The sequence below is a fragment of the Proteocatella sphenisci DSM 23131 genome (assembly GCF_000423525.1).
GTDB classification, from domain to species: Bacteria; Bacillota; Clostridia; order Peptostreptococcales; family Filifactoraceae; genus Proteocatella; species Proteocatella sphenisci.
In genome coordinates this window covers 43,609-66,358 of sequence record NZ_AUID01000017.1, presented here as the reverse complement: position 1 = coordinate 66,358, position 22,750 = coordinate 43,609, and the positions used below count along the sequence as shown (strand labels likewise).

Here is a 22,750-nt window from a genome sequence, read left to right as displayed (position 1 = left end):
AAAGAAAATGATAATTTCAGAAGATTTAACCATCGTACATCTGAAAAAGTATACAAAGAATTTCTTTTATACGCTGTAGGAAGAAATTTAAATAAATATTATCGCTTCGCGAAGGAAAAAATCAAAACCTACGAAGCAAAAACAGCCTAATCCTATCGGATTTTTATAAGTCATGAGAAAATATCAAATGGCTTTTTTTGTCATACAATAAATATTAAATTAAACAAAAAAATCCTAAATTATTCAGTGCTCTACATTTTTGTAGATGTTGAATAATCTAGGATTTTTAATTATTTAAGTGAAGGTGTCAAAAAACGTTGTTTTCCGACAGCCCCTTTTAATATAAAATTGCTATTTGGCTACCAAGTCTTCATATTTTTTGTTTTTTTCAAACCATTTTGCTGCATAAGAGCATGATGGAACGGCTGTTTTATTTTCTTTAACCAACTGATCTACCATAGTTTGCATTAGCTTACCAGCAACGCCTTGTCCCCCGACAGAAGGATCAACAAATGTACGGTTAATATTTACTGTATTACTGTTTACGTCTTTGTATGTCAGCTCTGCCAGTAATTTCCCGTTTTCATCTTCAAAATATATACGGTTCTTTTCGATTGTAAAATTCATAATCAGTCTCCTTTTACATAATAAAAAATATAATAATATTACAAAATAAAAATGACCAAAGCTAAAGTTTTTGATTTTCAATTAAAGGTATTATTATTGTTTTGACAATTTTTTCAATATAACTTTTCTCTATTATTTTTCCGGTTATTATAAGTTGATAAAAAAGCATTGCTGGGCCAAGTTCGGTTATCATGTTGAGAGTATCTTCATCAACGCTGTTATTAAGCGAAAATTCGATAACTTTTTTTAAGTTACAACAGTTTTTTGATATTGGGTTGAGATTTACCAGCTTTGACAGCTCGGTGTCTCTGCTCAGAGAAGTTGCTATGGACAGCATTACTTTTTGGCGAACTTCATTACCAATTCCAAAATATCTTGACAATAATTCACAGAGATATTTATCCAGGTTTATTTCATCGCATTTAGAGTATTCAATATGGTCCTCGCAAGGTGAAATGTATAAAAGTGCATCAGCAACCAGGTGTGGCTTTGATTTCCATCTTCTATATAAAGTTGCTTTTCCCGCACCGGCTTTTTGTGCAATGGCTTCTATTGTAACAGATTCATAACCATATTCAGCGATTAATTCCAGCGCGGAATTAAGTATTACAAGATCTCTGGTTTTATCAATGGGTCTGCCAGGTCTTATGCTATTTTTTTGTTCACATGTATTATTGATGTTTTTCAATTTCACTCTCCATATCTCAGTTTTTATTTATAATACAATTATATAACAGAATATAAAATATTTCAAGATAATTAAACTATATCGTTTCAAAACTGTTGCGTTTCGTAAGTGATTGTGTTATAATTTCCATATACTAAAGGAGGATTTTATGCTTTTTAAAGAAATCAGTATAGACGCGAAAAAAGAATTAGACCCATATTTTGAAATGGTAGATTATGAGGCTTGTGAATATTGTTTTACTACCTTGTTTATGTGGCAGCATGTCTACAAGACTCATTATCATATAGACAGGGATTTTGCAATAATAATGGCGGAGTATGAAGGAAATGCATTTTCAATAATGCCGCTTGCGAAGAAAGAAAATTTGCTCAAAGCTGTAGTTTATGCTATAAACTACCTTAAAAACAGTGGAAGTAAGATATATTTCAGAGGAATTACTTCAGACGTCCTTGCTCTACTAAAAGAAAACTATCCAGAGAAATTCAACTATATAGAAGAACGAGATTTGTTTGATTATGTCTATGACGCAGAAAGTCTGAGAACTCTTTCTGGAAAGAAAAACCAAAAAAAGAGAAATCACTTAAATTATTTTCTTAAAGAGTACCAAGGCCGATATGAATACCGATTGTTAAATTCGAGTAATTTTAGCGAATGTATAAATTTAATGGAAACTTGGGCTGAAATAAAAGAAGGTAATGATGAATTTGAAGATGGTATGGATGATGAATCTGAAGGTGTAAAAAAGATATTTGAAAATTACGATATCCTTAAGGACAAATTGAAAATTGCTGGAGTATACATTGAAAACAAACTTCAGGCATTTACCATAGGAGAATTGTTAAATAAGGATATGGCATTGGTTCATATAGAAAAGGCCAATCAAGATATAAGGGGTCTATATCAGTTTATCAACCAGCAATTTATATTAAATGAGTTTCCTGACGTTGATTTTGTAAACAGAGAAGAAGATCTTGGGATTGAAGGACTTAGAAAAGCTAAATTATCATATCATCCCCTAAGATTTGTTGAAAAATACAGTGTAAATGAAATATAGATTGTAAAATCTGCATTAATTGAAAGGCATAGTCAATCAATTAATTGCAGATTTTTTATTGACATGATAAAAAAATATGATATTATATAAGTACAATACCCCCCTGGGGGGTACGATGGAGGATGATAGATGAATAATGGAAAGATAGAAGCTATGAAGACGCTTAAGATAGCTAAAGGCCAAATAGAGGGAACTATCAAAATGATAGAAGACGAAAGATATTGCGTGGATGTCTCAAATCAAATTATTGCTGCTCAGTCATTGCTTAAAAAAGCTAATATACAGATATTAAGGCAACATATGCAGCATTGCGTGACAGAAGCGTTTAACGAAGGCGATGGAAAAGAAAAGCTCGATGAAGTAATGATGATACTTTCGAAACTTATAGACAAATAAGAGGATTAAGGAGGATTTAACAAATGAAAAGAGAAATGCTTAAACTAGAAGGAATGCATTGTGCAGCTTGTGCACAATCGATTGAAAAGGCAACTGGGAAACTTTCGGGTGTGTACAAGTCCAATGTAAATTTTGCAACAGAATATCTCAATATAGATTATGACGAAAAAGTATTAGATAGAGATGCTATAATTGCTACTGTAGGAAAATTAGGATTTAAAGCTTCATATGAAGAAGAAAGACACACAAACGAAGACGAATTTTTAAAGAAAAAAAATGATGAAATAAGACTGATTTGGAAAAAGTTTATAATATCGGCAATATTTTCTATTCCTTTATTATATATATCTATGGGTTCCATGTTTGGAATGCCTGTTCCAAATCTTATTTCTCCGTCAAGTCATCCTCTTAATTTTGCGATGATTCAACTTTTGCTGACGCTGCCAGTTGTTATATCTGGGCATGATTTTTATGTCGTAGGATTAAGATCGCTGGTAAAAGGAAATCCCAATATGGATTCTCTTATTGCAATCGGAACTTCATCCGCATTTCTATATGGGATCTATGCAACGTGGATGATATACAGTGGTGAAGATCATTATGTTCATAGTCTGTACTTTGAATCCGCAGCGGTTATTCTGACTTTAATTACTCTGGGGAAATATTTCGAAAATGTTTCAAAAGGAAAAACTTCTGAGGCAATTAAAAAACTTGTTGGACTCACTCCGAAAACCGCAAGAATAATTGTGAATGGGAACGAAACGGAGGTTTCGGTAAAAGATGTGAGACAAGAGGATATAGTCCTGGTAAGACCTGGAGAAAGATTTCCTGTTGATGGTGAAGTTGTTGAAGGAAAAACATCAGTGGATGAATCTATGCTTACAGGTGAAAGTATACCAGTTGAAAAAAGTTTTGGAGACAAACTCTACGGCGCAAGCATAAATAAAAATGGATTCATAAAATACAGAGCAACAAGGGTTGGGCAAGATACTGCTATTTCTCAGATAATAAAGCTTGTCGAAGAAGCTCAGGGATCTAAAGCTCCTATAGCAAGACTTGCGGATATAATATCTGGTTATTTTGTACCTATAGTTATGGCTATAGCCTTAATATCGGGTCTAGGCTGGTATATAAGTGGTGAAGGAATAAGGTTCTCTTTGACAATTTTTATATCTGTACTGGTGATTGCGTGCCCATGTGCTTTAGGACTTGCTACACCGACAGCTATAATGGTCGGAACTGGAAAAGGTGCAGAAAATGGAGTTCTTATTAAAAGTGGAGAGGCACTGGAATCAGCACATAAAATTGATACTGTTATTTTGGATAAAACAGGTACTATTACCCAAGGGAAACCAATTGTAACTGATATAGTTAGCTTTGGAGCTTTTTCACAAGAAGAAATATTACAGCTTGCGGCTTCGGCAGAATATGGCTCAGAACATCCCCTGGCTGAAGCTATAATAAAGGAAGCTAAAGAAAAAAATCTCCAATTAAAAAACGCTGTAGAATTTGATTCTATATCTGGATTCGGTATAAAAGCAAAAATTGAAGATAAAAACATACTCATGGGTAACGCTAAACTTATGAGAAATAACAAGGTGGATTTGAATGGCTCTGATATCATATCTCAAAAAATGGCTATGGAAGGAAAAACTCCTATGTATATTGCTGTTGATGAAAAAATGGCGGGTGTGATTTCTGTGGCAGACACAGTAAAGCCAAACAGCAAAAAGGCGATAGAAACGTTAAAAAACATGGGAATAAGGGTAGTAATGATAACTGGAGACAACGAAGGAACGGCTAAGGCAATTGCTAAAGAAGTGGGAATAGAAAAAATACTATCAGAGGTACTTCCAGGAGATAAAGCGAACGAAGTAAAAAAACTGCAGAAAAAAGGCAGTATTGTGGCAATGGTAGGAGATGGAATAAATGATGCACCAGCACTTGCTCAGGCTGATGTTGGAATAGCAATAGGATCTGGTACAGATGTAGCAATTGAATCAGCTGACATAGTTCTCATGAGAAGCGATCTTATGGATGTTGCAACTGCAATACAGCTGAGTAAGAGCACTATAAGAAATATAAAGCAGAATCTGTTTTGGGCCTTTGGATATAATGTGATTGGAATTCCAGTAGCTATGGGAATACTTCATTTATTTGGTGGGCCGCTTATGAATCCTATGTTTGCAGGAGCAGCAATGAGCCTTAGCTCGGTATCAGTAGTATCAAATGCACTGAGATTGAAGAATTTCAAACCTAATTAAAATTTTAAAAAAAGAGATAATCAATAAAATTCTATTGTATATAATATGGTAATATGATATACTGAGTCGGTATGTAAAATAAAATATTTTCCTGTGAAAAGAAACAAGTAGAGAATTGAATTAATTCATAGAGAGCCAAGGATGGTGGAAGCTTGGTAAAATTGAATTTTTGAATAGAGTCTTTGAGGATACTTTAAATAAATGAAAAGTACGAGTCATTCACGTTATAGAATATAGAGTGGGTATTAAATACCAAGAAGAGTGGTAACACGGGAAAGTCTCGTCTCTTTATTACAAAGGGGCGAGTTTTTTGTTTATAAAATATGGAAACACAAGGAGGTAAATATGGATTTCAAAAATGAGATAGCAGTTATATTAGATAATCAGTTAGATAATTTAAGCATGGAAGATATACTGTCATTGCTTGAAATTCCGCCAAATGTTGATATGGGAGACTACGCGTTCCCTTGCTTCAGACTTGCAAAAGAATTCAGAAAAGCACCCAATCAGATAGCGCAGGAACTTGCTGAAAAGCTCGAAAAACCCGAATTTGTTGGAGATATAAAGAATCTTGGTGGATACGTAAACTTTTTTTTAAACAAAGATGTTTGGGTTAGAGACGTAATAGGTAAATGTATAACACAAGGTGAAGACTTTGGTAAAACAGGTTATGGACAAAACAGGACTACTATAATTGAGTATTCATCGCCTAACATAGCTAAACCTTTTCATATAGGACATATAAGGACCACTGTTATTGGACACTCGCTTCATAGATTATATAAGTTCATGGGTTTCAACACTATTGCCATAAATCACCTTGGCGATTATGGAACTCAGTTTGGAAAATTAATTGTAGCATATAAAGCTTGGGGAAACAGAGAAATCATAGAAAAAGACCCAATAAACGAGCTGCTAAAGCTTTATATAGAGTTTCATGACAGGGCTGAAGAAAACCCGGAAATGGAAGATCAGGCCAGAGAGTGGTTTAAAAAACTTGAAGATAAAGATCAAGAAGCTACTGAGCTTTGGCAATGGATAAGAGATGTATCTTTAAAAGAGTTTAACAAAGTATATGAGATGCTTGGTATAGAGTATGACTCTTTTGCAGGCGAAAGTTTTTATTCTGACAAGATGCCAACAGTTATAAAAGAGATGGAAGAAAAAGGAATATTGCAAGATTCTCAGGGAGCTAAGATAGTTGATCTGGAAAAATATGGTATGCCTCCAGCTCTTGTAATGAAAAAAGATGGCTCGACTCTTTATATAACCAGAGATATAGCGGCGGCCATATACAGAAAAGAGACTTATAATTTCTATAAAAACATATATGTAGTTGGAACTCCTCAGGAACTTCATTTCAGACAGTGGAAAAAAGTTATAGAATTAATGGGAAATGAATGGGCAAAAGATTGCATACACGTTCAATTCGGGACAGTGTCTCTGGAGGACGGAACTTTGTCCAGCAGAAAAGGACGAGTTGTTTTTCTGGAAGATGTTTTAAACAGAGCGATTGAAAAGACAAGAGAAATTATAAATATAAAAAATCCTGATATTGAAGATATTGAAGTTGTTGCAAAGCAGGTAGGTGTTGGAGCGATAGTGTTCCAGGAATTATCTAACAGCAGAATCAAGGATTATCAGTTTTCATGGGAAAGAACACTTAGTTTTGAAGGTGAAACAGGGCCATATGTTCAATATACTCATGCAAGATGCTGCTCAATATTAAAAAAAGCGGGATTGGATTTAACTTCTGAAATCGATTATGAAATTCTTTCTGAAAATGAGGATGTAGTCGATATAGTAAGAGTGCTTGATTCATTTGAAGACGTTCTATTAAGAGCTCAGGGGAAAAATGAACCTCATCATGTTGCACGATTTGCACTTGATTTGTCTCAGGCATTTAACAAGTTCTATCATGATAATCATATACTGAGCAGTGATGCAGACCACAAAAAAGCTTATGTAATGGTAGTTAACGTTACTAAAAATGCAATTAAAAATGCAATGTGGATTTTAGGAATGGAAGCTCCGGAAAAAATGTAGATATGAATAAGAAATTGATTTACCAAAATATTGCAGAATTAGGAAATAAGGATATAGTATATTTGGTTACACGATCTCTATTTCCAATAGAAAAGGACCTTGAAGTAAAAGTGGATGCCGCAAGACTCTCTGATGAGCTTGAGCTTTACAAATACTTTTTGCATAAAGGGAAAGGCAGTATAATATCGGCACTTATGCCATTGATATTATCCAATTCAGTCTATGAAAAGGCTGTTAATAACACATATGACTTGTATGAGCTTATAAGAAAAAAACTAACTCTTAGGAATAAAACAGGTATAAATCTCCTGGTTTATTATGTTTTTTCACTCGAAGATGATACTGTTGAGTTTTCAAAAATCAATATGATTCAAAGTACGAAAAAAGAGCAAGTGGAATTTCAAAAAGCTAAAATTGATATTATATTGAATAGAATTTCCATTGAGGAAGCTATTGTTGATTTTCTTGATGAAAAGCAGATGGATATGAATTTAGAATTACTTCAAAGATCTAACAATGAAGATATTATTCATGAAGATGACTATCTATATAAAATGTCACTTTACTTTCAAAAAGTATGCCTTTTCCAAATAAAAAAGAAGCCATATATTGAGAAAATCAATATGAGCAAACTGTTTAGTTCAGAATTAAATCAAGTGTATTATTCTCCGCTGATAGGAGAATATTGCATTAAAAGTAGAAAAAACATAGATGAAATCACAATCATTATGCTAAATGCAAAAATGGGAGAACTCGAACTTTGCTATAAAAAAGACAAAAGAGAGGTTTCTTAAATGGATAATTTGAATAAATCTATAATTGAATCGTTTGCATTGTATGATTTAAAACCAGTCTGGAAAAAAATCATATATGAAGAATTTAATGAACCATATTTTTCTGACATGATGAATTATCTTGATAAGGAGTATAAAACCACCACCATATTTCCACCAAAAGAGAACATATTTGAAATTTTCAAAAGAGTGGACATGGATGATGTAAAAGTTGTATTAATTGGTCAAGACCCATATCATGGAGATAATCAGGCAAATGGCATGTGTTTTAGTGTGAATTCTAAGGTCAAGAATCCACCGTCTCTGGTAAATATTTTTAAAGAACTTGAAAATGAGTTCGGCAAGGTCCGCATTTTGGGAGATCTTACTGACTGGGTTGATCAAGGAGTTTTGCTTCTGAACAGTATTCTTACAGTTGAAAAATCAAGACCCGGCTCGCATAAAAATATTGGCTGGGAAAAATTTACAAATAAGATAATTTACAGTCTTAATCTAAGGGAAAATCCGTTGGTTTTTGTGTTATGGGGAAAATATGCTATAGAAAAAGCGTCTATTGTAGACAAAAATAAACATTATGTCTTGACGTCCAGTCATCCAAGCCCATTTTCATGTCACAAAGGTTTTTTAGGTAACAATCATTTTAAGATGGTTAATGAATATCTTATGAAAAAAGGGAAAAGTGAAATTGTTTGGATATAATTTAATATCCGAAATTTGAAAGGAATAATAAATGAATAATATGAAATTTGAAGATTTTAACCTGTCACCAGAAATGTTAAGAGCAGTTAAGGAAAGTGGTTATGAAACGCCTACAACGATTCAGGCGCAAGCCATTCCACTTGGATTACAAGGTGGAGACTTTATTGGTCAGTCACAAACTGGTACGGGTAAGACTATGGCTTTTTCTATACCTATAGTAGAAGGCATCGATAAATCTTTATTCAAACCACAGGCTATAATTTTGTGTCCAACAAGAGAATTAGCAGTGCAGGTATCAAACGAAATCAACAAAATCTGTAAATTTAATAAAGTTAAAGTTACAGCTGTATACGGTGGAGAGAGCATAGACAGACAAATAAAAAGCATAAAGCAAGGTACTCAGGTAATTGTTGGAACTCCAGGAAGAGTACTTGATCATATAAGAAGAAAAACTTTAAAACTTGGTGAAGTTAAATTTGCTGTTTTGGATGAAGCGGACGAAATGCTTGACATGGGATTTATAGAAGATATAGAAGAAATACTCAAGCAGACAGCTGAAAATAGACAAACAATGTTATTTTCAGCAACAATGCCTTCAGCAATAGCTAACCTGGCAAGAAAATATCTTAATAATCCTGAAATTATAAGAGTAGCAAGCAAGCAGGTTACAGTAGATAAAATAATTCAGAAATTTATAAAAGTGAGAAATTCAGACAAAGCTGAAGTTTTATCTAGAATAATACAACTTGAAGATGCAAGAAAGTCAATTGTTTTTTGCAATACGAAAAAAATGGTTGATGAGTTGACTTATGACATGCAGGCAAGGGGGTATTCTGTAGAAGGACTCCATGGTGACATGAAGCAGCAAAAAAGAGACTATGTTATGGATCGTTTTAAAAGAGGAAATATAGATATCTTGATAGCAACAGACGTTGCCGCAAGAGGACTTGACATAAAAAATGTAGACGTAGTATTCAATTATGATCTTCCTCAAGAAGACGAGCAGTACGTTCACAGAATCGGAAGAACGGGAAGAGCCGGAAAAGAAGGAAAGTCATATTCATTTGTATATGGCAGAGATATTCAAAAAATCAAAAATATACAGAGATATGCTAAGTGTGAAATAGAAGAGACAATAATACCTCGATATGCAGAGATTAAAGAAAAAGTACTGAACAACTATATTGAAAATGTTAAAAATAGAAATATTCCAGAAGATATCAATGCATATTATGAAGTAGTTGAAAAAATAAAAGAATCTGGGATGGATGTAGAGACATTTCTGGCTATGGTTCTAAAAGAAAATCTTCAACTACAAGAAAAAGAAAGCATAAACTTTGTAGAGTACGAAAAAAGACAGCCAGAAAAAGGACAAAGAAAATCAAAGAGTAATAGGGTTGAAAAAGGAATGGTAAGATTCCATATAAATGTAGGGAAAAACAGCAAAGTAAGAGTTGCCGATATTGTTGGTGCTGTTGCGGGAGAATGTGAGATACAAGGAAAGCATATAGGGTCTATCGATATGTTTGATAATTACAGCTTTTTTGAAATACCATCAAAGTATGAAAATACAGTATTGAAAAACATGACTAATGTAAAGATAAAAGGCAAAAGAGTAACTGCACAACTTAGTAAATAAAGTGTAAATCAATAAGTACAGATAATTATTAAAAATCAGCAAATACATCAAACGTTTTGCTGATTTTTTTAATAATTTTTTCCAATATTTACATAATTGTAACTATTTAATTACAAGATAGGGTATAATAATAAAATAGGAGGGCAATCTATGAATAATTTATTATTAAGTATCGGAATCGCCTTGATATTTGCCGAGTTGTTTGTGCCAGGAGGTATTTTAGGAACTGTTGGTGTAGTTACAGTAGTGTGGGCCTTATCATTGATGACAGATACTTTTTTAGGGCTTATGCTGGCAATAACAGTAAGCTTTATAATTATTGGAATAGCAATTTATATATTGATAAAACTTATTCCAAAAGAAAAGATAAAAAACACCCTTATATTAACCTCATCGTTAAACAGAAGTGAAGGTTATAGCACCAGTAAAGATCTTCAGTTCTATATCGGCAAAGTAGGGATAACAGAAAGCACACTTAGACCTACAGGAAAAGCTAAAATTGAAGGTAAGATAATGGATGTGGTTTCAGAAGACAAGTTAATCGAAAAAGGGAAAATGGTAAAAGTAACTTATGTTGACGGCACTAAGGTGCTCGTAAGAGAAATTGAAGGAGAATAATGATGGATATAGGGATAGTGTTAATCATATTGATTATATTGATATTAGTTGTTTCTTTTTTCAGGTTTGTTCCTTTAGGTCTATGGGTTACAGCCTTGTTTTCAGGTGTTAAAATTTCAATACTTACTCTTATAGGTATGAATATAAGAAGAGTAAAGCCTACGAATATAGTAAATCCTATGATAAAAGCTACTAAAGCGGGTCTAAACCTCACTATAGATAAACTTGAGGCCCATTTGCTGGCAGGAGGAGATGTAAACATGGTAGTAAATGCCCTGATTGCAGCTCAAAGAGCAAATATTATGCTGGAATTTGAACAGGCAGCAGCTATAGATCTTGCAGGAAGAGATGTACTAGAAGCTGTAAAAGTTTCTGTTAACCCAAAAGTAATTGAAACTCCAATTATTTCAGCAGTAGCCAAAGATGGTATTGAAGTAAAAGTTAAGGCAAAAGTAACAGTTAGAGCCAATATAGAGAGACTAGTTGGAGGAGCTGGAGAAGAAACGATACTGGCAAGAGTTGGAGAAGGTGTAGTTACAACTGTGGGTAGTGCAGTGAAACATAAAGACGTTCTCGAAAACCCAGACATGATATCTAAAGTCGTATTATCAAAAGGACTTGATTCTGGTACTGCATTTGAGATTCTATCAATAGATATTGCAGACATAGATATTGGTAGAAATATAGGAGCGCAACTTCAGACAGATCAAGCAGAGGCGGATAAAAAAATTGCCCAGGCAAAAGCCGAAGAAAGAAGAGCAATGGCGATAGCGCAAGAACAGGAAATGAAAGCATTAGTAGTAGAGATGCAATCTAAACTTGTAGAGGCAGAATCTAAAATTCCTCAGGCGATTGCGAATGCTTTTGAAAGCGGAAAGCTTGGAATCATGGATTATTATAATATGAAGAATATAATGGCAGATACAAAAATGCGTGAAAGCATATCATCGGTTGAAGAAAAGTAGAAGGTGAAGCATGGAAGGTATAATTTTAATTGTCATATCTTATATTTTTTCAAGAATTTCAAAGCAAAAGAAAACTTCGTCTCATGAGCAGAGCCCATTTATTAATATGAAGTTAAATAAGAATATGAAATCTAAACAAGTGCAAGACAACACTTTACCATTAAAGGCCGAAGAACAAAATTATCAAAGTAAGGCAAACGATTTTCATAGTAAAAAGAAAGAATTAGATTTTGAAACAAAGCCAGATATAAGCAAAAAAACAAGAATTTCATTTGAAAATGAACCTGGATTTGAACTTGAATCTAAGACTGACAAAGGAACAGTAAATTTATTTAAAAATAAAGACAGTATAAGAAGAGCAGTCATTATGTCAGAAATACTTGGAAAACCAAAAAGTATAAATAAATAGGTAAACGAAAAAGAGGGATTAATCCCTCTTTTTCGATCTGCTAATTAATTTATACTAAGTTAATTTTATAATTCGCAATTATAAACAGCTATGTAAATTTTACAATAAATTTTCGAAGCTTAAAACTTTTGGTATATATTAAAAGAACCAGATAAATGGACAACTAGATTTTTGTAACGTTAGCGGCTTGAGGGCCTCTTTCGCCTTGAACAATTTCAAATTCTACAGCTTGTCCTTCGTCTAAACTTTTAAATCCATCTGTCTGAATTGATGAAAAGTGAACGAATATATCATTTTCACCTTCTACTGAAATAAATCCAAATCCTTTTTCTGCGTTAAACCATTTCACGATACCTTGTTTCATCTTTTTTCCTCCAAAAATCTATTAAAAATGTGTAATCTAGTAGAATATCTACTGAATTTATGATAACATTTATAGCGTTCAATGTCAATGGATTTAGCTGTTATTTAACTATCCAGAACAAGAAAAAAATAATGAAATATTTTTTATTCAAATAGTTAAACATTTCCAAATAAATCAAACGTAGTATTTATATGTTTATGTAATTGATTTAAACGTAGGGAGGGAAAATGAAAGCTTACGGGGACAAATTCTATATTGATATCCCGATATCAAATAATAAATTTTCTTTTGAAAAAAGAAAATTTAAAAAAATAGTGATACCAAATATAATTGAAGGATTGATAAAAGAAGTAAAAAAGGGAGATGAATTTTCATTCATTGAAATTGATGAAAACAATAATGAAATCAAGTGTCTTGGAGTCAAAAATATGATTTTGCAAAAACAAGAAGATAAAAAGATGTATATATTTGATAATCATAACCATACATTCTATTTCACATATGAGCATTATAAAGAAAATAAAATAAAATTTGATTTTATTCATATAGACCAACATAAGGATTTAAGAGAACCGGACTTGTATTTTGAAGAATACATTCAACTTGTAAGGCGTTCTTACGATGCTTTTAGAGATGAAATGAATAAAATAGGTATAAAAAGCGAAAAGATTATAAAGGAAGAGTTTGATAGAAAAGATAATGACACTACTCTTGCTTTTTTATATACAAATACAACTCTTAACGTTGGGAATTTTATAAAACCATTAATGAATATGGGAATAATAAATGATTTTTATTGTGTTGATTCACAGTATTCGCTTGACGAAATTGATAAATACAATATATCAAACAATTATATTTTAGACCTGGATCTTGATTTTTTTTCGAATGAAATGGATTATATATGTAAATTAGAAAAAATAAAGATAATTAAAAAACTTATAAAAAATGCGTCGATTGTATTAATCGCTACAAGCCCTTATTTCATTGAGTTTAACAAATGCAAAGATATAATTGATGTTTTAATGGATTAATATTGTTTATAAGGTTTTTTTATATTAAATTTACTTTAAAATAACTTTGAAAATAGATGTTCAATATGATATAATGAAAAAGTTGAATTATATAGAAACGAGATAAATAAAATAATATATATATTAGGAGGAAAAATGAACCAGATTTTAAAACAAGAAAAGAACATAGCTACACTGAAAATTACAGTAGGGAACGAAGCTTTTGAAAATGCTTGCAAGCAGGCATACAACAAAAACAAAGGAAAATTCAATATTCCGGGATTCAGAAAAGGAAAAGCAACAAGATCGGTAATTGAAAAGATGTATGGAGAGGGAGCATTTTATGAAGATGCCATAGACTTGATTTTTCCAGAGGCATACAAGAATGCAGTTGAAGAATTAAACCTTGAAGTAATTGACAGACCCGCACTTGATATTGAAGAAATAGGAAAAGATAAAGATCTTGTAATGGTCATTAATGTTGCAGTTAAACCTGAAGTTAAATTGGGCGAATATAAAGGCCTTGAAGTCAAAGCAGTAGACACTGCAGTTACTGATGAAGATGTTGAAGCTGAATTAAAAAGGATGCAGGAACAGAGTGCAAGAATGGTTACAGTTGAAGACAGACCAGTTGCAGATCAGGATAACCTACTTTTTGATTTCTGCGGTAGCGTGGATGGAGTTGAATTCGAAGGTGGAAAAGCTGAGAACTATAGCCTTGTTGTTGGATCAAACACTTTCATTCCAGGCTTTGAAGAGCAGCTTATAGGAATGAAAGCTGGAGAAAGCAAAGATATAGTAGTAACTTTCCCTGAAGATTATAACTCTGAAGAATTGAAGGGTAAAGAAGCAGTGTTCGCTGTTGTTGTAAATGAAATAAAAGAAAAACAACTCCCAGAAATAGATGACGAGTTTGTAAAAGATACAACAGAATTTGAAAATATTGAAGAATTAAAGAGTGATATTAAATCAAAAATGGCTGAAAGCAAGAAAAAGCAATCAGAAGATACGATGAAAAATGAAGTTGTTGAAAAACTTGCTGAAAATATTGAAGTAGAAATTCCTGAAGTAATGATAAAAAATGAAATCGACAGTATGTTAAAGGATTTTGAAAATAATTTAAGATATCAAGGGATGGATTTAAACACTTATTATCAATATACAGAAACTTCAAAAGAGATTCTTGAAGAGCAAATGAAAGACGATGCAGAAAAAAGAGTAAAAATAAGTTTAGCTGTTGACGCAGTTTCAAAAGTAGAAGGTGTAGAAGCAACTGAAGAGGATATGGAAGCAGAATATGTAAAGATGGCAGAAATTTACAAGCTGGAAGTGGAAAAAATAAAAGAAATATTCCAAAATTCACAAGATGATGCTATTAAGAGCACTATCGTAGCAAGAAAAACTGTTGACTTAATATTAGCAAATGCGAAATTAGTATAAACGTTATTCAAAATACAGTAGCGATGCTACTGTATTTTGAATAACTATGAAAAATGAAAGGAGAAAATTATGTCTTATATACCAGTTGTGGTTGAACAAACAAGCAGAGGCGAAAGAAGTTACGACATCTATTCCAGATTATTGAAAGACAGAATAATATTTTTAAGTGATCAAGTTAATGACGTAACTGCATCGCTGGTTGTGGCACAGTTACTTTTCTTAGAAGCAGAAGATCCAGACAAAGATATACATTTTTATATAAATAGTCCTGGTGGTTCAGTAACGGCAGGAATGGGAATATATGATACAATGCAATACATCAGGCCTGACGTTTCCACTATATGTGTAGGATCAGCAGCTTCTATGGGAGCATTTTTGTTAAGTGCCGGAGCTAAAGGTAAAAGGTTTGCTCTTCCAAATGCTGAAATTATGATTCATCAGCCAAGTGGAGGAACGCAAGGCCAGGCTACAGACATTAAAATTCAGGCGAGTAGAATTTTAAAGATGAAAGAAGTCTTAAATAAAATTTTATCTGAAAAAACGGGACAGCCACTAGAGGTAATCGAAAGAGACACAGACAGAGACACCTTTATGTCAGCAAGCGAAGCAAAAGAGTATGGTTTGATAGATGAAATAATGGAAACAAGGCTATAAAAGGAGAATATAATGAAACCAAATGACGACAAATCATCAGTAAAATGTTCGTTTTGTGGGAAGACGCAAGATCAGGTAAAAAGACTTGTTGCTGGTCCAAACGATATATTTATATGCGATGAATGCATTAAACTGTGTGATTCTATCATAAGTGAAGAAATCAGAGTTGAAGAAGTAGAAGATTTTTCAGATCTGCCAAAACCACAGGAAATAAAAAAAATTCTTGATGAATATGTAATTGGACAAAATGAGGCAAAAAGAACACTTTCTGTAGCAGTTTATAATCACTATAAAAGAATAAATTCAACTAGTTCCATAGGTGATGTTGAATTACAGAAAAGTAATGTTCTGATGCTTGGACCTACGGGATCTGGAAAGACCCTCCTTGCTCAAACTCTAGCTAAAATATTAAATGTACCTTTTGCAATAGCGGATGCAACAGCGCTTACCGAAGCAGGATATGTCGGAGAAGACGTTGAGAACATACTGCTTAAACTTATACAAGCGGCTAATTATGACGTAGAAAAAGCTCAAAAAGGTATAATTTATATCGATGAGATAGACAAGATAGCAAGAAAATCTGAAAACACATCGATTACTCGTGATGTTTCAGGCGAAGGCGTGCAACAGGCCCTTCTGAAAATAATCGAATCGACAAAAGCGAATGTGCCTCCTCAAGGCGGTAGAAAACACCCTCATCAGGAATTTATACAAATAGATACAACGAATATACTCTTTATACTAGGCGGAGCTTTTGATGGAATGGAAGAAATAATCAAAAGAAGAATGGGTGACAAAACACTTGGTTTTGGAGCCAAGATTTCTTCAGCCAAAGACATTGAAAACATGAATCTATTTGAGAAAATTGAAACGCAAGACCTTATTAAATATGGGATAATACCAGAATTTGTAAGCCGTGTTCCGATTGTAGTTTCATTAAAACAATTAGATGAAGAAGCACTTGTAAGAATACTCAAAGAACCTAAAAATGCCCTGGTTAAGCAATATATAAGGCTTTTTGAAATAGATGGTGTGGAGCTTGAAATCGAACACGATGCTCTAATATCTGTTGCAACGAAAGCTATGAAAAGAAAAACTGGAGCCAGAGGTTTAAGGAGCATTCTTGAAAAAGTCATGCTGGATGTGATGTTTGAAACTCCATCGAGAAAAGACATAAAAAAGGTTATTGTTACAAAAGCGTGCATAGACGATAATGAAGCACCAAAAATAATAACTGCAGAAGGAAATCTTATAGAACTTACAGATGAAATAGCTTAAAAATAAATAATATCATAAAATATAAACCTTAATTGATGATCAAGGTTTATATTTTTTTAAAGTTTCCTCAAAGTTCTTGAAGCAGATTAAATTATACATTATAATTATACAGAGGAAACGAGAAAGGAAAATGATATGGCAGCCAGAAGAAAAAAAGAAATATACAAACTACCAATTTTACCATTAAGAGGATTAGCGATATTCCCATCAACTATAACGCACTTTGAAGTTGCACGAGACAAATCTATAAAAGCTCTTGAAGAAGCTATGCAAAATGATCAGGTAATTTTTCTTACAACTCAAAAAAATGTAGAAATTGAATTGCCGACAGAAGAAGACTTTCACAAAGTAGGAACCATATGTAAAATAAAGCAAATGCTTAAAATACCAGGAAGCAATGTAAGAGTTCTGGTTGAAGGATTAAGCAGAGGTAAAATTACGGAACTTGAAGAAAGTGAACCTTTTTTTTCTGGAAAAATTGAAGGCTTGTATGACAGAGCAATAAAAAGTGAAAAAAAAGTATATGCTTTGATGGATATGATTTTTGAAGCTTTTGATGAACTTATGAAAGAAAATGGAAAAAATTCGCAGGTGATATTTGATCAATTATCAGATTTAGATCAACCATCAGTGTTTGCAGACACTGTGGCTAGTTATATGGAACTAAAGCCTGACCAAATACAAAGCTTGATTGAGCAACTTGATATAGAAAAACGATTAAGCGTTCTATATTTAAACATAAAAGAAGAACTTGAGACTGCCGAAATTAGAAAAAAGGTAGATAAAAGAGTGAAAAATCAAGTTTCAAAAATTCAAAAAGATTATTATCTCAGAGAGCAAATAAAAGCAATTCAAAAAGAACTGGGAGAAGATGAAGATATTCAAGAAGATGTTGAAAATTTCAAAGATAGACTGATAGAGCTGAATTTATCAGAAACAGTTACAAAAAAAGTAGGAAAAGAAATAGAAAAACTGGGGAGAATGAATTCATCATCGTCTGATTACAGCGTAACAAGAAACTATATTGAGACTATACTTGATTTACCCTGGAACATAAGGACTGAAGATAACAAGGATTTAAATAAATCGATAGAAATTCTCGAAGCCGATCATTTTGGATTAGAAAAAGTAAAAGAAAGAATAGTCGAGTTTCTAGCAGTGAGACAGCTCAGTGAAAAAATGAAATCGCCAATTATATGTCTTGTAGGTCCTCCAGGTGTTGGAAAAACTTCTATTGCCAAATCACTTGCAAATGCTATGGACAGAAAATTCGTCAGAATATCCTTGGGGGGGCTTAGGGATGAGGCAGAAATAAGAGGACATAGAAGGACATACGTAGGAGCAATACCGGGCAGAATAATTAACTCTATAAAAGATATAAAAGTTGCCAATCCAGTGTTTTTGTTTGATGAAATCGACAAGATGGCTTCTGATTTTAAAGGAGACCCAGCTTCAGCCCTGCTAGAGGTTCTAGATCCTGAGCAAAACAATGATTTTGTAGATCATTATCTTGAAGTTCCTTTTGATTTGTCTAAAGTCATGTTTATAACCACTGCAAACACATTAAGCACCATTCCTGGCCCGCTTTTAGACAGAATGGAAGTAATTGAGATATCCGGTTATACGGAACTTGAAAAACTTGAAATTGCAAAGAAATACCTGATAAAAAAGCAACTTGATGAGAATGGCTTAACTCCAGAATTTATAACAATAGAAGATGATGTACTCAAGTATATTATAAACAGTTACACGAGAGAATCAGGAGTAAGAAGACTCGAAAGACAAATAGGGAAAATATGCAGAAAAGTTGCAGTTCAAAAAGTCAAAAATCCACAGCTGGAAAACTTTGTTATAAGCAAAGAACATATTAAAGAATATTTGGGTAAAGAAATAATAAGGCGAGATAAAGTTTCAAATGAAAGTAAAATAGGTGAAGTTACAGGGATGGCATGGACGCAAGTCGGCGGAGAAACCTTGAATATAGAAGTATCTGTAATGGATGGAAGTGGAAAGATTGAACTTACAGGAAAGCTTGGCGATGTTATGAAAGAGTCTGCAAAAGCGGGAATAACATATATACGAACTGTTGCAAAAGATTTCAACCTTTCACCAGAATTCTATACAAAAAAAGATATACACATCCATATACCTGAAGGTGCTATACCAAAAGATGGTCCTTCAGCTGGAATTACAATGGTGACAGCTGTTCTTTCTGCACTTACTGGTATTCCAGTAAAATCTAATATAGCAATGACTGGGGAGGTAACTTTAACAGGAAAGGTTTTGGCTGTCGGTGGAATAAAAGAAAAAGTTCTTGCGGCATACCGTGCCGGAGTAGATACAATAATAATGCCTAAAGACTGTGAGCCTGATTATATTGACATACCTGAAGAGGTAAGAAATAACATTAAATTCCACTTTGTATCTCGTATGGAAGAAGTTTTAGAATTAGCGTTAGAAAAGAGAGATTAATGAAGATAAAAGAAATAAGAATGGATATGAGTGCGGTAAGGAAAGAACAGTATCCAGATGATGACTTGCCACAAATTGCCTTTGTAGGAAGGTCCAATGTTGGAAAATCATCATCAATAAACACATTGCTAAACAGAAAGCGTATAGCCCGCGTGAGTCAGACACCCGGGAAAACAAGGACAATAAATTTTTATAAAATAAACAGCGAATTTTATTTTGTAGATTTACCAGGCTATGGCTATGCTAAATTGTCAAAAGAATTAAAATCTTCATGGGGTAAGGTCATGGAAGAGTATTTTGTAAATTCAAAAAACCTTGTCCATGTATTTATACTTGTTGATATAAGGCATGAACCTAAAGAAGATGACGTACTAATGCTTGAATTCATAAGACACTATGGTATACCTGTTTCTATTATAGCTACAAAATCAGATAAAGTAACAAGAAATGATGCGGCAAACTCAAAAAGAACGATAGCAAAAAAACTAAACCTTGCGGGAGAAAAAATACTTCCAATAAGTGCACTTAAAAAAACTGGAGTTGATGAAATATGGAGCCACGTAGTGGATATATACAAAGACAACGGTTATGAAATCACTGAATAGTATTTTTTCATATAAGATCAAAATTTCAGGGAGGGTATATTATGGATAAAAGAAAAATTTCTTTGGAATATTTTATACTCGCTCTGATTTTAGGGGTCTTGATTGTTGTACAAACAAATAGTCCCTTGCAGTATAGTCCTTATACATCCAGCGTTTCCAGAGAACTTGTTTCTCAAATTAATAAGGAAAAATCAGAAATGAATCTTCTTGAAGAAAAATTAAATTCTTCAAATAAACAGTATAAAAAATTACAATCAGAATATGAAAACCAAAACCTGGGGCTTTCTAAAAATGATAAAGAAAAGTACTATAATTACAGGATGATATTAGGATTAGAAAAGCTCGCTGGAGAAGGTATTGAAATAAAGTTGGAATCAGTGGATGCTAAAAACATTGCTTTTGACACAGAAACTAACAGGTTATTACTAAAATTCGTTAATAATCTTAAAATATCAGGCGGAGAGGCAATATCTATAAATAATCAGATAATCACTGGAAACACAGAAATTACTTTAGCAGGGAATCATATCAATATTAATAATGTGCCAATAAGTCCTCCATATGAAATAAAAGTCATAGGAAATGAAAAGACACTCTACAGGTCTTTGACAGAAAAAGATATTATGCTCAAAAGCTGGGAATCTGACTATGGAATCAAAGCGGATGTGTTAAAAACAAGAAAGGTGATTATACCATCACTTAGAGTACAAAAAGATGTAGATTATATAAAAGAAGGAGAATAGTATGTTTGTTTTATTAGAGAAGATAACTCCCTATGATAACTATTTTGAATTTGAAGTCTTTTTGAATGATATTGAAGTAAATTACAGTAATAAGAAGTTCGATATAAAAGCTTACCTTCTTGTAAGCAACCACCAGTCATTTACAAACAGACTAGATGTTGTTTTGTTTACTAAAAATCAAATTATGGATGAATTGAATTTTTCAAGAAATGAAATATTAGAAAATGTTAACAAAAATTTAATTATGGAATTATATGAATTTGGAATTACCGATAAGGCCAATATTGATATAAAGATTATAGAGGGTTAGATGATACAAATATCGAATATAAAGATAGGTCTCGACGATGAAAGAGACCTTGCAATAAGAAAACAGATAGAGAGCATTATTTCTACACAATCTTTTAGCTACAGAATAACCAAAGAATCAATTGATGCCAGAAAAAAACCTATAAAACTGGTATATCAGGTATATGTAGAAACTGAAAATGAAGATAATATACTAAAAAAATATCCTACTTTGACCAAAGTTGAAGAATACGTAAAAGAAGATATAATAAAAGGAAATGCTGATATAAAGGGAAGAGTTGCCGTTGTAGGGCTGGGACCTGCCGGTTTGTTTGCGGCGCTTGAACTTGCAAGAAACGGTTATAATCCAGTGGTGTTTGAACGTGGCAAAGATGTATCTCAAAGAAAACTTGATGTGGAAGATTTTTGGAAAAATGGGAATCTGAATACTGAATCAAATGTTCAATTTGGTGAAGGTGGTGCGGGAACTTTTTCTGATGGGAAGCTTACTACAAGAATAAAAGATAAAAGAGTGCAACTCATATTAAAAGATTTGCATAATTTTGGAGCGGGCGAAGAAATCTTATTTGCCAATAAACCACACATAGGTACAGATGTCCTAATAGGCGTAGTTAAGAAAATTCGAGAAGAAATAATCTCATTAGGTGGAGAAATTAGATTTGATTCCAAGGTAGAGCGTTTAAAGATTGAAAATGACCAACTGGCAGGACTTATAGTAAATGGCAGTGAATTTGAATCAAATGCTGTGGTATTATGTATTGGGCACAGCGCAAGAGATACTTTTGAAGAATTATATAAAACTGGAGTGTCGATGGTTTCAAAACCGTTTGCAGTTGGGTTCAGAATTGAACATCCTCAGATAATCATAGACAAGAGTCAATATAAGGAACTTTACAATCATCCCAAGCTTAGAGCGGCCGAGTATCATCTGACTCATAAAAGTTCGACAGGAAGATCATGCTATACTTTTTGTATGTGTCCTGGTGGGAAAGTTATTGGCTCATCGTCTGAAGAAAATATGCTTGTGGTGAATGGCATGAGTTATAATGCCAGAGACCTTGAAAATGCTAACAGCGCCATACTTTGCAGTGTTACAACCGATGATTTTGGTGATGATATCCTTGGTGGTATAGATTTTCAAAGAAGCATAGAAGAAAAAGCATATGATTTAGGTGGAAGCAACTATTATGCTCCAGTGCAGCTGGTAAGAGACTTTATACAAAGAAAAGAAAGCACCTCTATAGGAGAAGTCAAACCCAGCTATGAGCCTGGTTATAAATTTGCAAGATTAGATCAGATATATCCTGATTTTATCACGAAATCGATTGCCGAAGCAATAGTTGATATGGGGAAGAGGATTAAGGGTTTTGACATGGAAGGCGCAGTGCTTACTGGAGTTGAAACAAGAAGTTCTTCACCGATTAGAATATTGAGAAATGAAAATAATGAATCAGTAAATATAAAAGGATTATACCCATCCGGAGAAGGATCAGGTTATGCGGGAGGCATTGTAAGTGCAGCTGTTGATGGCTTAAAAACAGCGGAATTTATAATTAAAGAATTTAATACCTAAAAAATGACATAAAAACGATATTAATAAATTTTCGAATTTTTTCAAATTGTTGTATCTTTAATTTACTTTTTTTGTTAAAATGGACAAGGTATTTTAATTA

The 22,750-nt window shown here is 33.0% G+C and carries 22 protein-coding genes and 1 other annotated feature; of the genes, 19 read left to right on the top strand and 3 right to left on the bottom strand.

The window, feature by feature from the left end; genetic code table 11:
* Positions 1 to 351: 351 nt before the first annotated feature.
* Both G558_RS0107810 and G558_RS0107805 read right to left on the bottom strand, forming a co-directional pair.
* Positions 352 to 627, bottom strand: coding sequence for a GNAT family N-acetyltransferase (locus G558_RS0107810; RefSeq protein WP_028829679.1), 276 nt, complete (start codon positions 625 to 627; stop codon positions 352 to 354).
* 61 nt (positions 628 to 688) lie between these two features.
* A complete protein-coding gene (locus G558_RS0107805) occupies positions 689 to 1,315 on the bottom strand; it encodes a TetR/AcrR family transcriptional regulator (RefSeq protein WP_028829678.1) in 627 nt (208 codons plus the stop codon).
* A gap of 148 nt (positions 1,316 to 1,463) precedes the next feature.
* Between G558_RS0107805 and G558_RS0107800 the strand changes: the two genes are divergently transcribed.
* The 10 genes from G558_RS0107800 (at position 1,464) to G558_RS0107755 (ending at position 12,199) form a co-directional block, all read left to right on the top strand.
* Entirely contained in the window at positions 1,464 to 2,369 is a 906-nt protein-coding gene (locus G558_RS0107800) for a DUF2156 domain-containing protein (protein ID WP_028829677.1), read from the top strand.
* Positions 2,370 to 2,498: 129 nt separating this feature from the next.
* The gene (locus tag G558_RS0107795) at positions 2,499 to 2,765 is read left to right on the top strand and encodes a metal-sensing transcriptional repressor (RefSeq protein ID WP_028829676.1); all 267 of its coding nucleotides are present in this window, start codon (positions 2,499 to 2,501) and stop codon (positions 2,763 to 2,765) included.
* A 23-nt stretch (positions 2,766 to 2,788) separates the two neighbouring features.
* Positions 2,789 to 5,029 carry a heavy metal translocating P-type ATPase gene (locus tag G558_RS12750; RefSeq protein ID WP_051188587.1) on the top strand — a complete coding sequence of 747 codons (2,241 nt, stop codon included), beginning with the start codon at positions 2,789 to 2,791 and terminating at the stop codon, positions 5,027 to 5,029.
* 84 nt (positions 5,030 to 5,113) lie between these two features.
* Positions 5,114 to 5,320, top strand: a binding site (T-box leader).
* 54 nt (positions 5,321 to 5,374) lie between these two features.
* A complete protein-coding gene (gene argS / locus G558_RS0107785; RefSeq protein ID WP_028829675.1) occupies positions 5,375 to 7,075 on the top strand; it encodes an arginine--tRNA ligase in 1,701 nt (566 codons plus the stop codon).
* Between the two features lie 2 nt (positions 7,076 to 7,077).
* Positions 7,078 to 7,869: a hypothetical protein gene (locus tag G558_RS0107780; RefSeq protein ID WP_028829674.1), complete on the top strand. Its 792-nt coding sequence runs from the start codon at positions 7,078 to 7,080 to the stop codon at positions 7,867 to 7,869.
* A complete protein-coding gene (gene ung, locus G558_RS0107775; protein ID WP_051188586.1) occupies positions 7,870 to 8,568 on the top strand; it encodes a uracil-DNA glycosylase in 699 nt (232 codons plus the stop codon).
* A gap of 31 nt (positions 8,569 to 8,599) precedes the next feature.
* Positions 8,600 to 10,207, top strand: a complete 1,608-nt coding sequence (locus G558_RS0107770) for a DEAD/DEAH box helicase (RefSeq protein ID WP_028829672.1) — start codon at positions 8,600 to 8,602, stop codon at positions 10,205 to 10,207.
* A 150-nt stretch (positions 10,208 to 10,357) separates the two neighbouring features.
* The gene (locus G558_RS12745) at positions 10,358 to 10,825 is read left to right on the top strand and encodes an NfeD family protein (RefSeq protein ID WP_036931793.1); all 468 of its coding nucleotides are present in this window, start codon (positions 10,358 to 10,360) and stop codon (positions 10,823 to 10,825) included.
* Between the two features lie 2 nt (positions 10,826 to 10,827).
* Positions 10,828 to 11,790 carry a flotillin-like protein FloA gene (gene floA, locus G558_RS0107760; RefSeq protein ID WP_207636209.1) on the top strand — a complete coding sequence of 321 codons (963 nt, stop codon included), beginning with the start codon at positions 10,828 to 10,830 and terminating at the stop codon, positions 11,788 to 11,790.
* Between the two features lie 10 nt (positions 11,791 to 11,800).
* Positions 11,801 to 12,199, top strand: a complete 399-nt coding sequence (locus G558_RS0107755) for a hypothetical protein (protein WP_028829670.1) — start codon at positions 11,801 to 11,803, stop codon at positions 12,197 to 12,199.
* Positions 12,200 to 12,362: 163 nt separating this feature from the next.
* Here the strand turns inward: G558_RS0107755 and G558_RS0107750 are convergent, their stop codons facing one another.
* Entirely contained in the window at positions 12,363 to 12,563 is a 201-nt protein-coding gene (locus G558_RS0107750) for a cold-shock protein (RefSeq protein ID WP_028829669.1), read from the bottom strand.
* A 227-nt stretch (positions 12,564 to 12,790) separates the two neighbouring features.
* On the opposite strand from G558_RS0107750, the gene G558_RS12740 reads away from it, so the two are divergent.
* The 9 genes from G558_RS12740 to G558_RS0107705 all read left to right on the top strand — a co-directional run bounded on the left by G558_RS12740 (position 12,791) and on the right by G558_RS0107705 (position 22,650).
* The gene (locus tag G558_RS12740) at positions 12,791 to 13,597 is read left to right on the top strand and encodes a UPF0489 family protein (RefSeq protein ID WP_051188585.1); all 807 of its coding nucleotides are present in this window, start codon (positions 12,791 to 12,793) and stop codon (positions 13,595 to 13,597) included.
* Positions 13,598 to 13,732: 135 nt separating this feature from the next.
* The gene (gene tig / locus G558_RS0107740) at positions 13,733 to 15,016 is read left to right on the top strand and encodes a trigger factor (RefSeq protein WP_028829668.1); all 1,284 of its coding nucleotides are present in this window, start codon (positions 13,733 to 13,735) and stop codon (positions 15,014 to 15,016) included.
* A gap of 69 nt (positions 15,017 to 15,085) precedes the next feature.
* On the top strand, positions 15,086 to 15,670 hold the full coding sequence (gene clpP / locus G558_RS0107735) for an ATP-dependent Clp endopeptidase proteolytic subunit ClpP (RefSeq protein ID WP_028829667.1): 585 nt from the start codon (positions 15,086 to 15,088) through the stop codon (positions 15,668 to 15,670).
* Between the two features lie 12 nt (positions 15,671 to 15,682).
* On the top strand, positions 15,683 to 16,948 hold the full coding sequence (gene clpX, locus G558_RS0107730) for an ATP-dependent Clp protease ATP-binding subunit ClpX (protein ID WP_207636208.1): 1,266 nt from the start codon (positions 15,683 to 15,685) through the stop codon (positions 16,946 to 16,948).
* Positions 16,949 to 17,083: 135 nt separating this feature from the next.
* On the top strand, positions 17,084 to 19,420 hold the full coding sequence (gene lon, locus G558_RS0107725; RefSeq protein WP_028829665.1) for an endopeptidase La: 2,337 nt from the start codon (positions 17,084 to 17,086) through the stop codon (positions 19,418 to 19,420).
* On the top strand, positions 19,420 to 20,025 hold the full coding sequence (gene yihA, locus G558_RS0107720; RefSeq protein WP_028829664.1) for a ribosome biogenesis GTP-binding protein YihA/YsxC: 606 nt from the start codon (positions 19,420 to 19,422) through the stop codon (positions 20,023 to 20,025). Before lon ends, yihA begins: the two co-directional genes overlap by 1 nt.
* A gap of 41 nt (positions 20,026 to 20,066) precedes the next feature.
* Positions 20,067 to 20,768 carry a DUF881 domain-containing protein gene (locus G558_RS13410; RefSeq protein ID WP_028829663.1) on the top strand — a complete coding sequence of 234 codons (702 nt, stop codon included), beginning with the start codon at positions 20,067 to 20,069 and terminating at the stop codon, positions 20,766 to 20,768.
* 1 nt (position 20,769) lies between these two features.
* On the top strand, positions 20,770 to 21,078 hold the full coding sequence (locus G558_RS0107710; protein ID WP_028829662.1) for a hypothetical protein: 309 nt from the start codon (positions 20,770 to 20,772) through the stop codon (positions 21,076 to 21,078).
* Positions 21,079 to 22,650 carry an NAD(P)/FAD-dependent oxidoreductase gene (locus tag G558_RS0107705; RefSeq protein ID WP_028829661.1) on the top strand — a complete coding sequence of 524 codons (1,572 nt, stop codon included), beginning with the start codon at positions 21,079 to 21,081 and terminating at the stop codon, positions 22,648 to 22,650. It abuts the gene before it with no gap.
* Positions 22,651 to 22,750: the final 100 nt, after the last annotated feature.

Bases quoted from the DNA above. Each gene is read 5' to 3' on its own strand.
- clpP (WP_028829667.1), top strand. From the start codon at position 15,086: ATGTCTTATATACCAGTTGTGGTTGAACAAACAAGCAGAGGCGAAAGA.
- G558_RS0107770 (WP_028829672.1), top strand. From the start codon at position 8,600: ATGAATAATATGAAATTTGAAGATTTTAACCTGTCACCAGAAATGTTA.
- G558_RS0107705 (WP_028829661.1), top strand. From the start codon at position 21,079: ATGATACAAATATCGAATATAAAGATAGGTCTCGACGATGAAAGAGAC.
- G558_RS12750 (WP_051188587.1), top strand. From the start codon at position 2,789: ATGAAAAGAGAAATGCTTAAACTAGAAGGAATGCATTGTGCAGCTTGT.
- yihA (WP_028829664.1), top strand. From the start codon at position 19,420: ATGAAGATAAAAGAAATAAGAATGGATATGAGTGCGGTAAGGAAAGAA.
- G558_RS12740 (WP_051188585.1), top strand. From the start codon at position 12,791: ATGAAAGCTTACGGGGACAAATTCTATATTGATATCCCGATATCAAAT.
- G558_RS0107810 (WP_028829679.1), bottom strand. From the start codon at position 627: ATGAATTTTACAATCGAAAAGAACCGTATATATTTTGAAGATGAAAAC.
- G558_RS0107800 (WP_028829677.1), top strand. From the start codon at position 1,464: ATGCTTTTTAAAGAAATCAGTATAGACGCGAAAAAAGAATTAGACCCA.
- ung (WP_051188586.1), top strand. From the start codon at position 7,870: ATGGATAATTTGAATAAATCTATAATTGAATCGTTTGCATTGTATGAT.
- floA (WP_207636209.1), top strand. From the start codon at position 10,828: ATGGATATAGGGATAGTGTTAATCATATTGATTATATTGATATTAGTT.
- G558_RS0107750 (WP_028829669.1), bottom strand. From the start codon at position 12,563: ATGAAACAAGGTATCGTGAAATGGTTTAACGCAGAAAAAGGATTTGGA.
- G558_RS0107780 (WP_028829674.1), top strand. From the start codon at position 7,078: ATGAATAAGAAATTGATTTACCAAAATATTGCAGAATTAGGAAATAAG.
- G558_RS12745 (WP_036931793.1), top strand. From the start codon at position 10,358: ATGAATAATTTATTATTAAGTATCGGAATCGCCTTGATATTTGCCGAG.
- G558_RS0107710 (WP_028829662.1), top strand. From the start codon at position 20,770: ATGTTTGTTTTATTAGAGAAGATAACTCCCTATGATAACTATTTTGAA.
- tig (WP_028829668.1), top strand. From the start codon at position 13,733: ATGAACCAGATTTTAAAACAAGAAAAGAACATAGCTACACTGAAAATT.
- G558_RS0107795 (WP_028829676.1), top strand. From the start codon at position 2,499: ATGAATAATGGAAAGATAGAAGCTATGAAGACGCTTAAGATAGCTAAA.
- lon (WP_028829665.1), top strand. From the start codon at position 17,084: ATGGCAGCCAGAAGAAAAAAAGAAATATACAAACTACCAATTTTACCA.
- clpX (WP_207636208.1), top strand. From the start codon at position 15,683: ATGAAACCAAATGACGACAAATCATCAGTAAAATGTTCGTTTTGTGGG.
- argS (WP_028829675.1), top strand. From the start codon at position 5,375: ATGGATTTCAAAAATGAGATAGCAGTTATATTAGATAATCAGTTAGAT.
- G558_RS13410 (WP_028829663.1), top strand. From the start codon at position 20,067: ATGGATAAAAGAAAAATTTCTTTGGAATATTTTATACTCGCTCTGATT.
- G558_RS0107755 (WP_028829670.1), top strand. From the start codon at position 11,801: ATGGAAGGTATAATTTTAATTGTCATATCTTATATTTTTTCAAGAATT.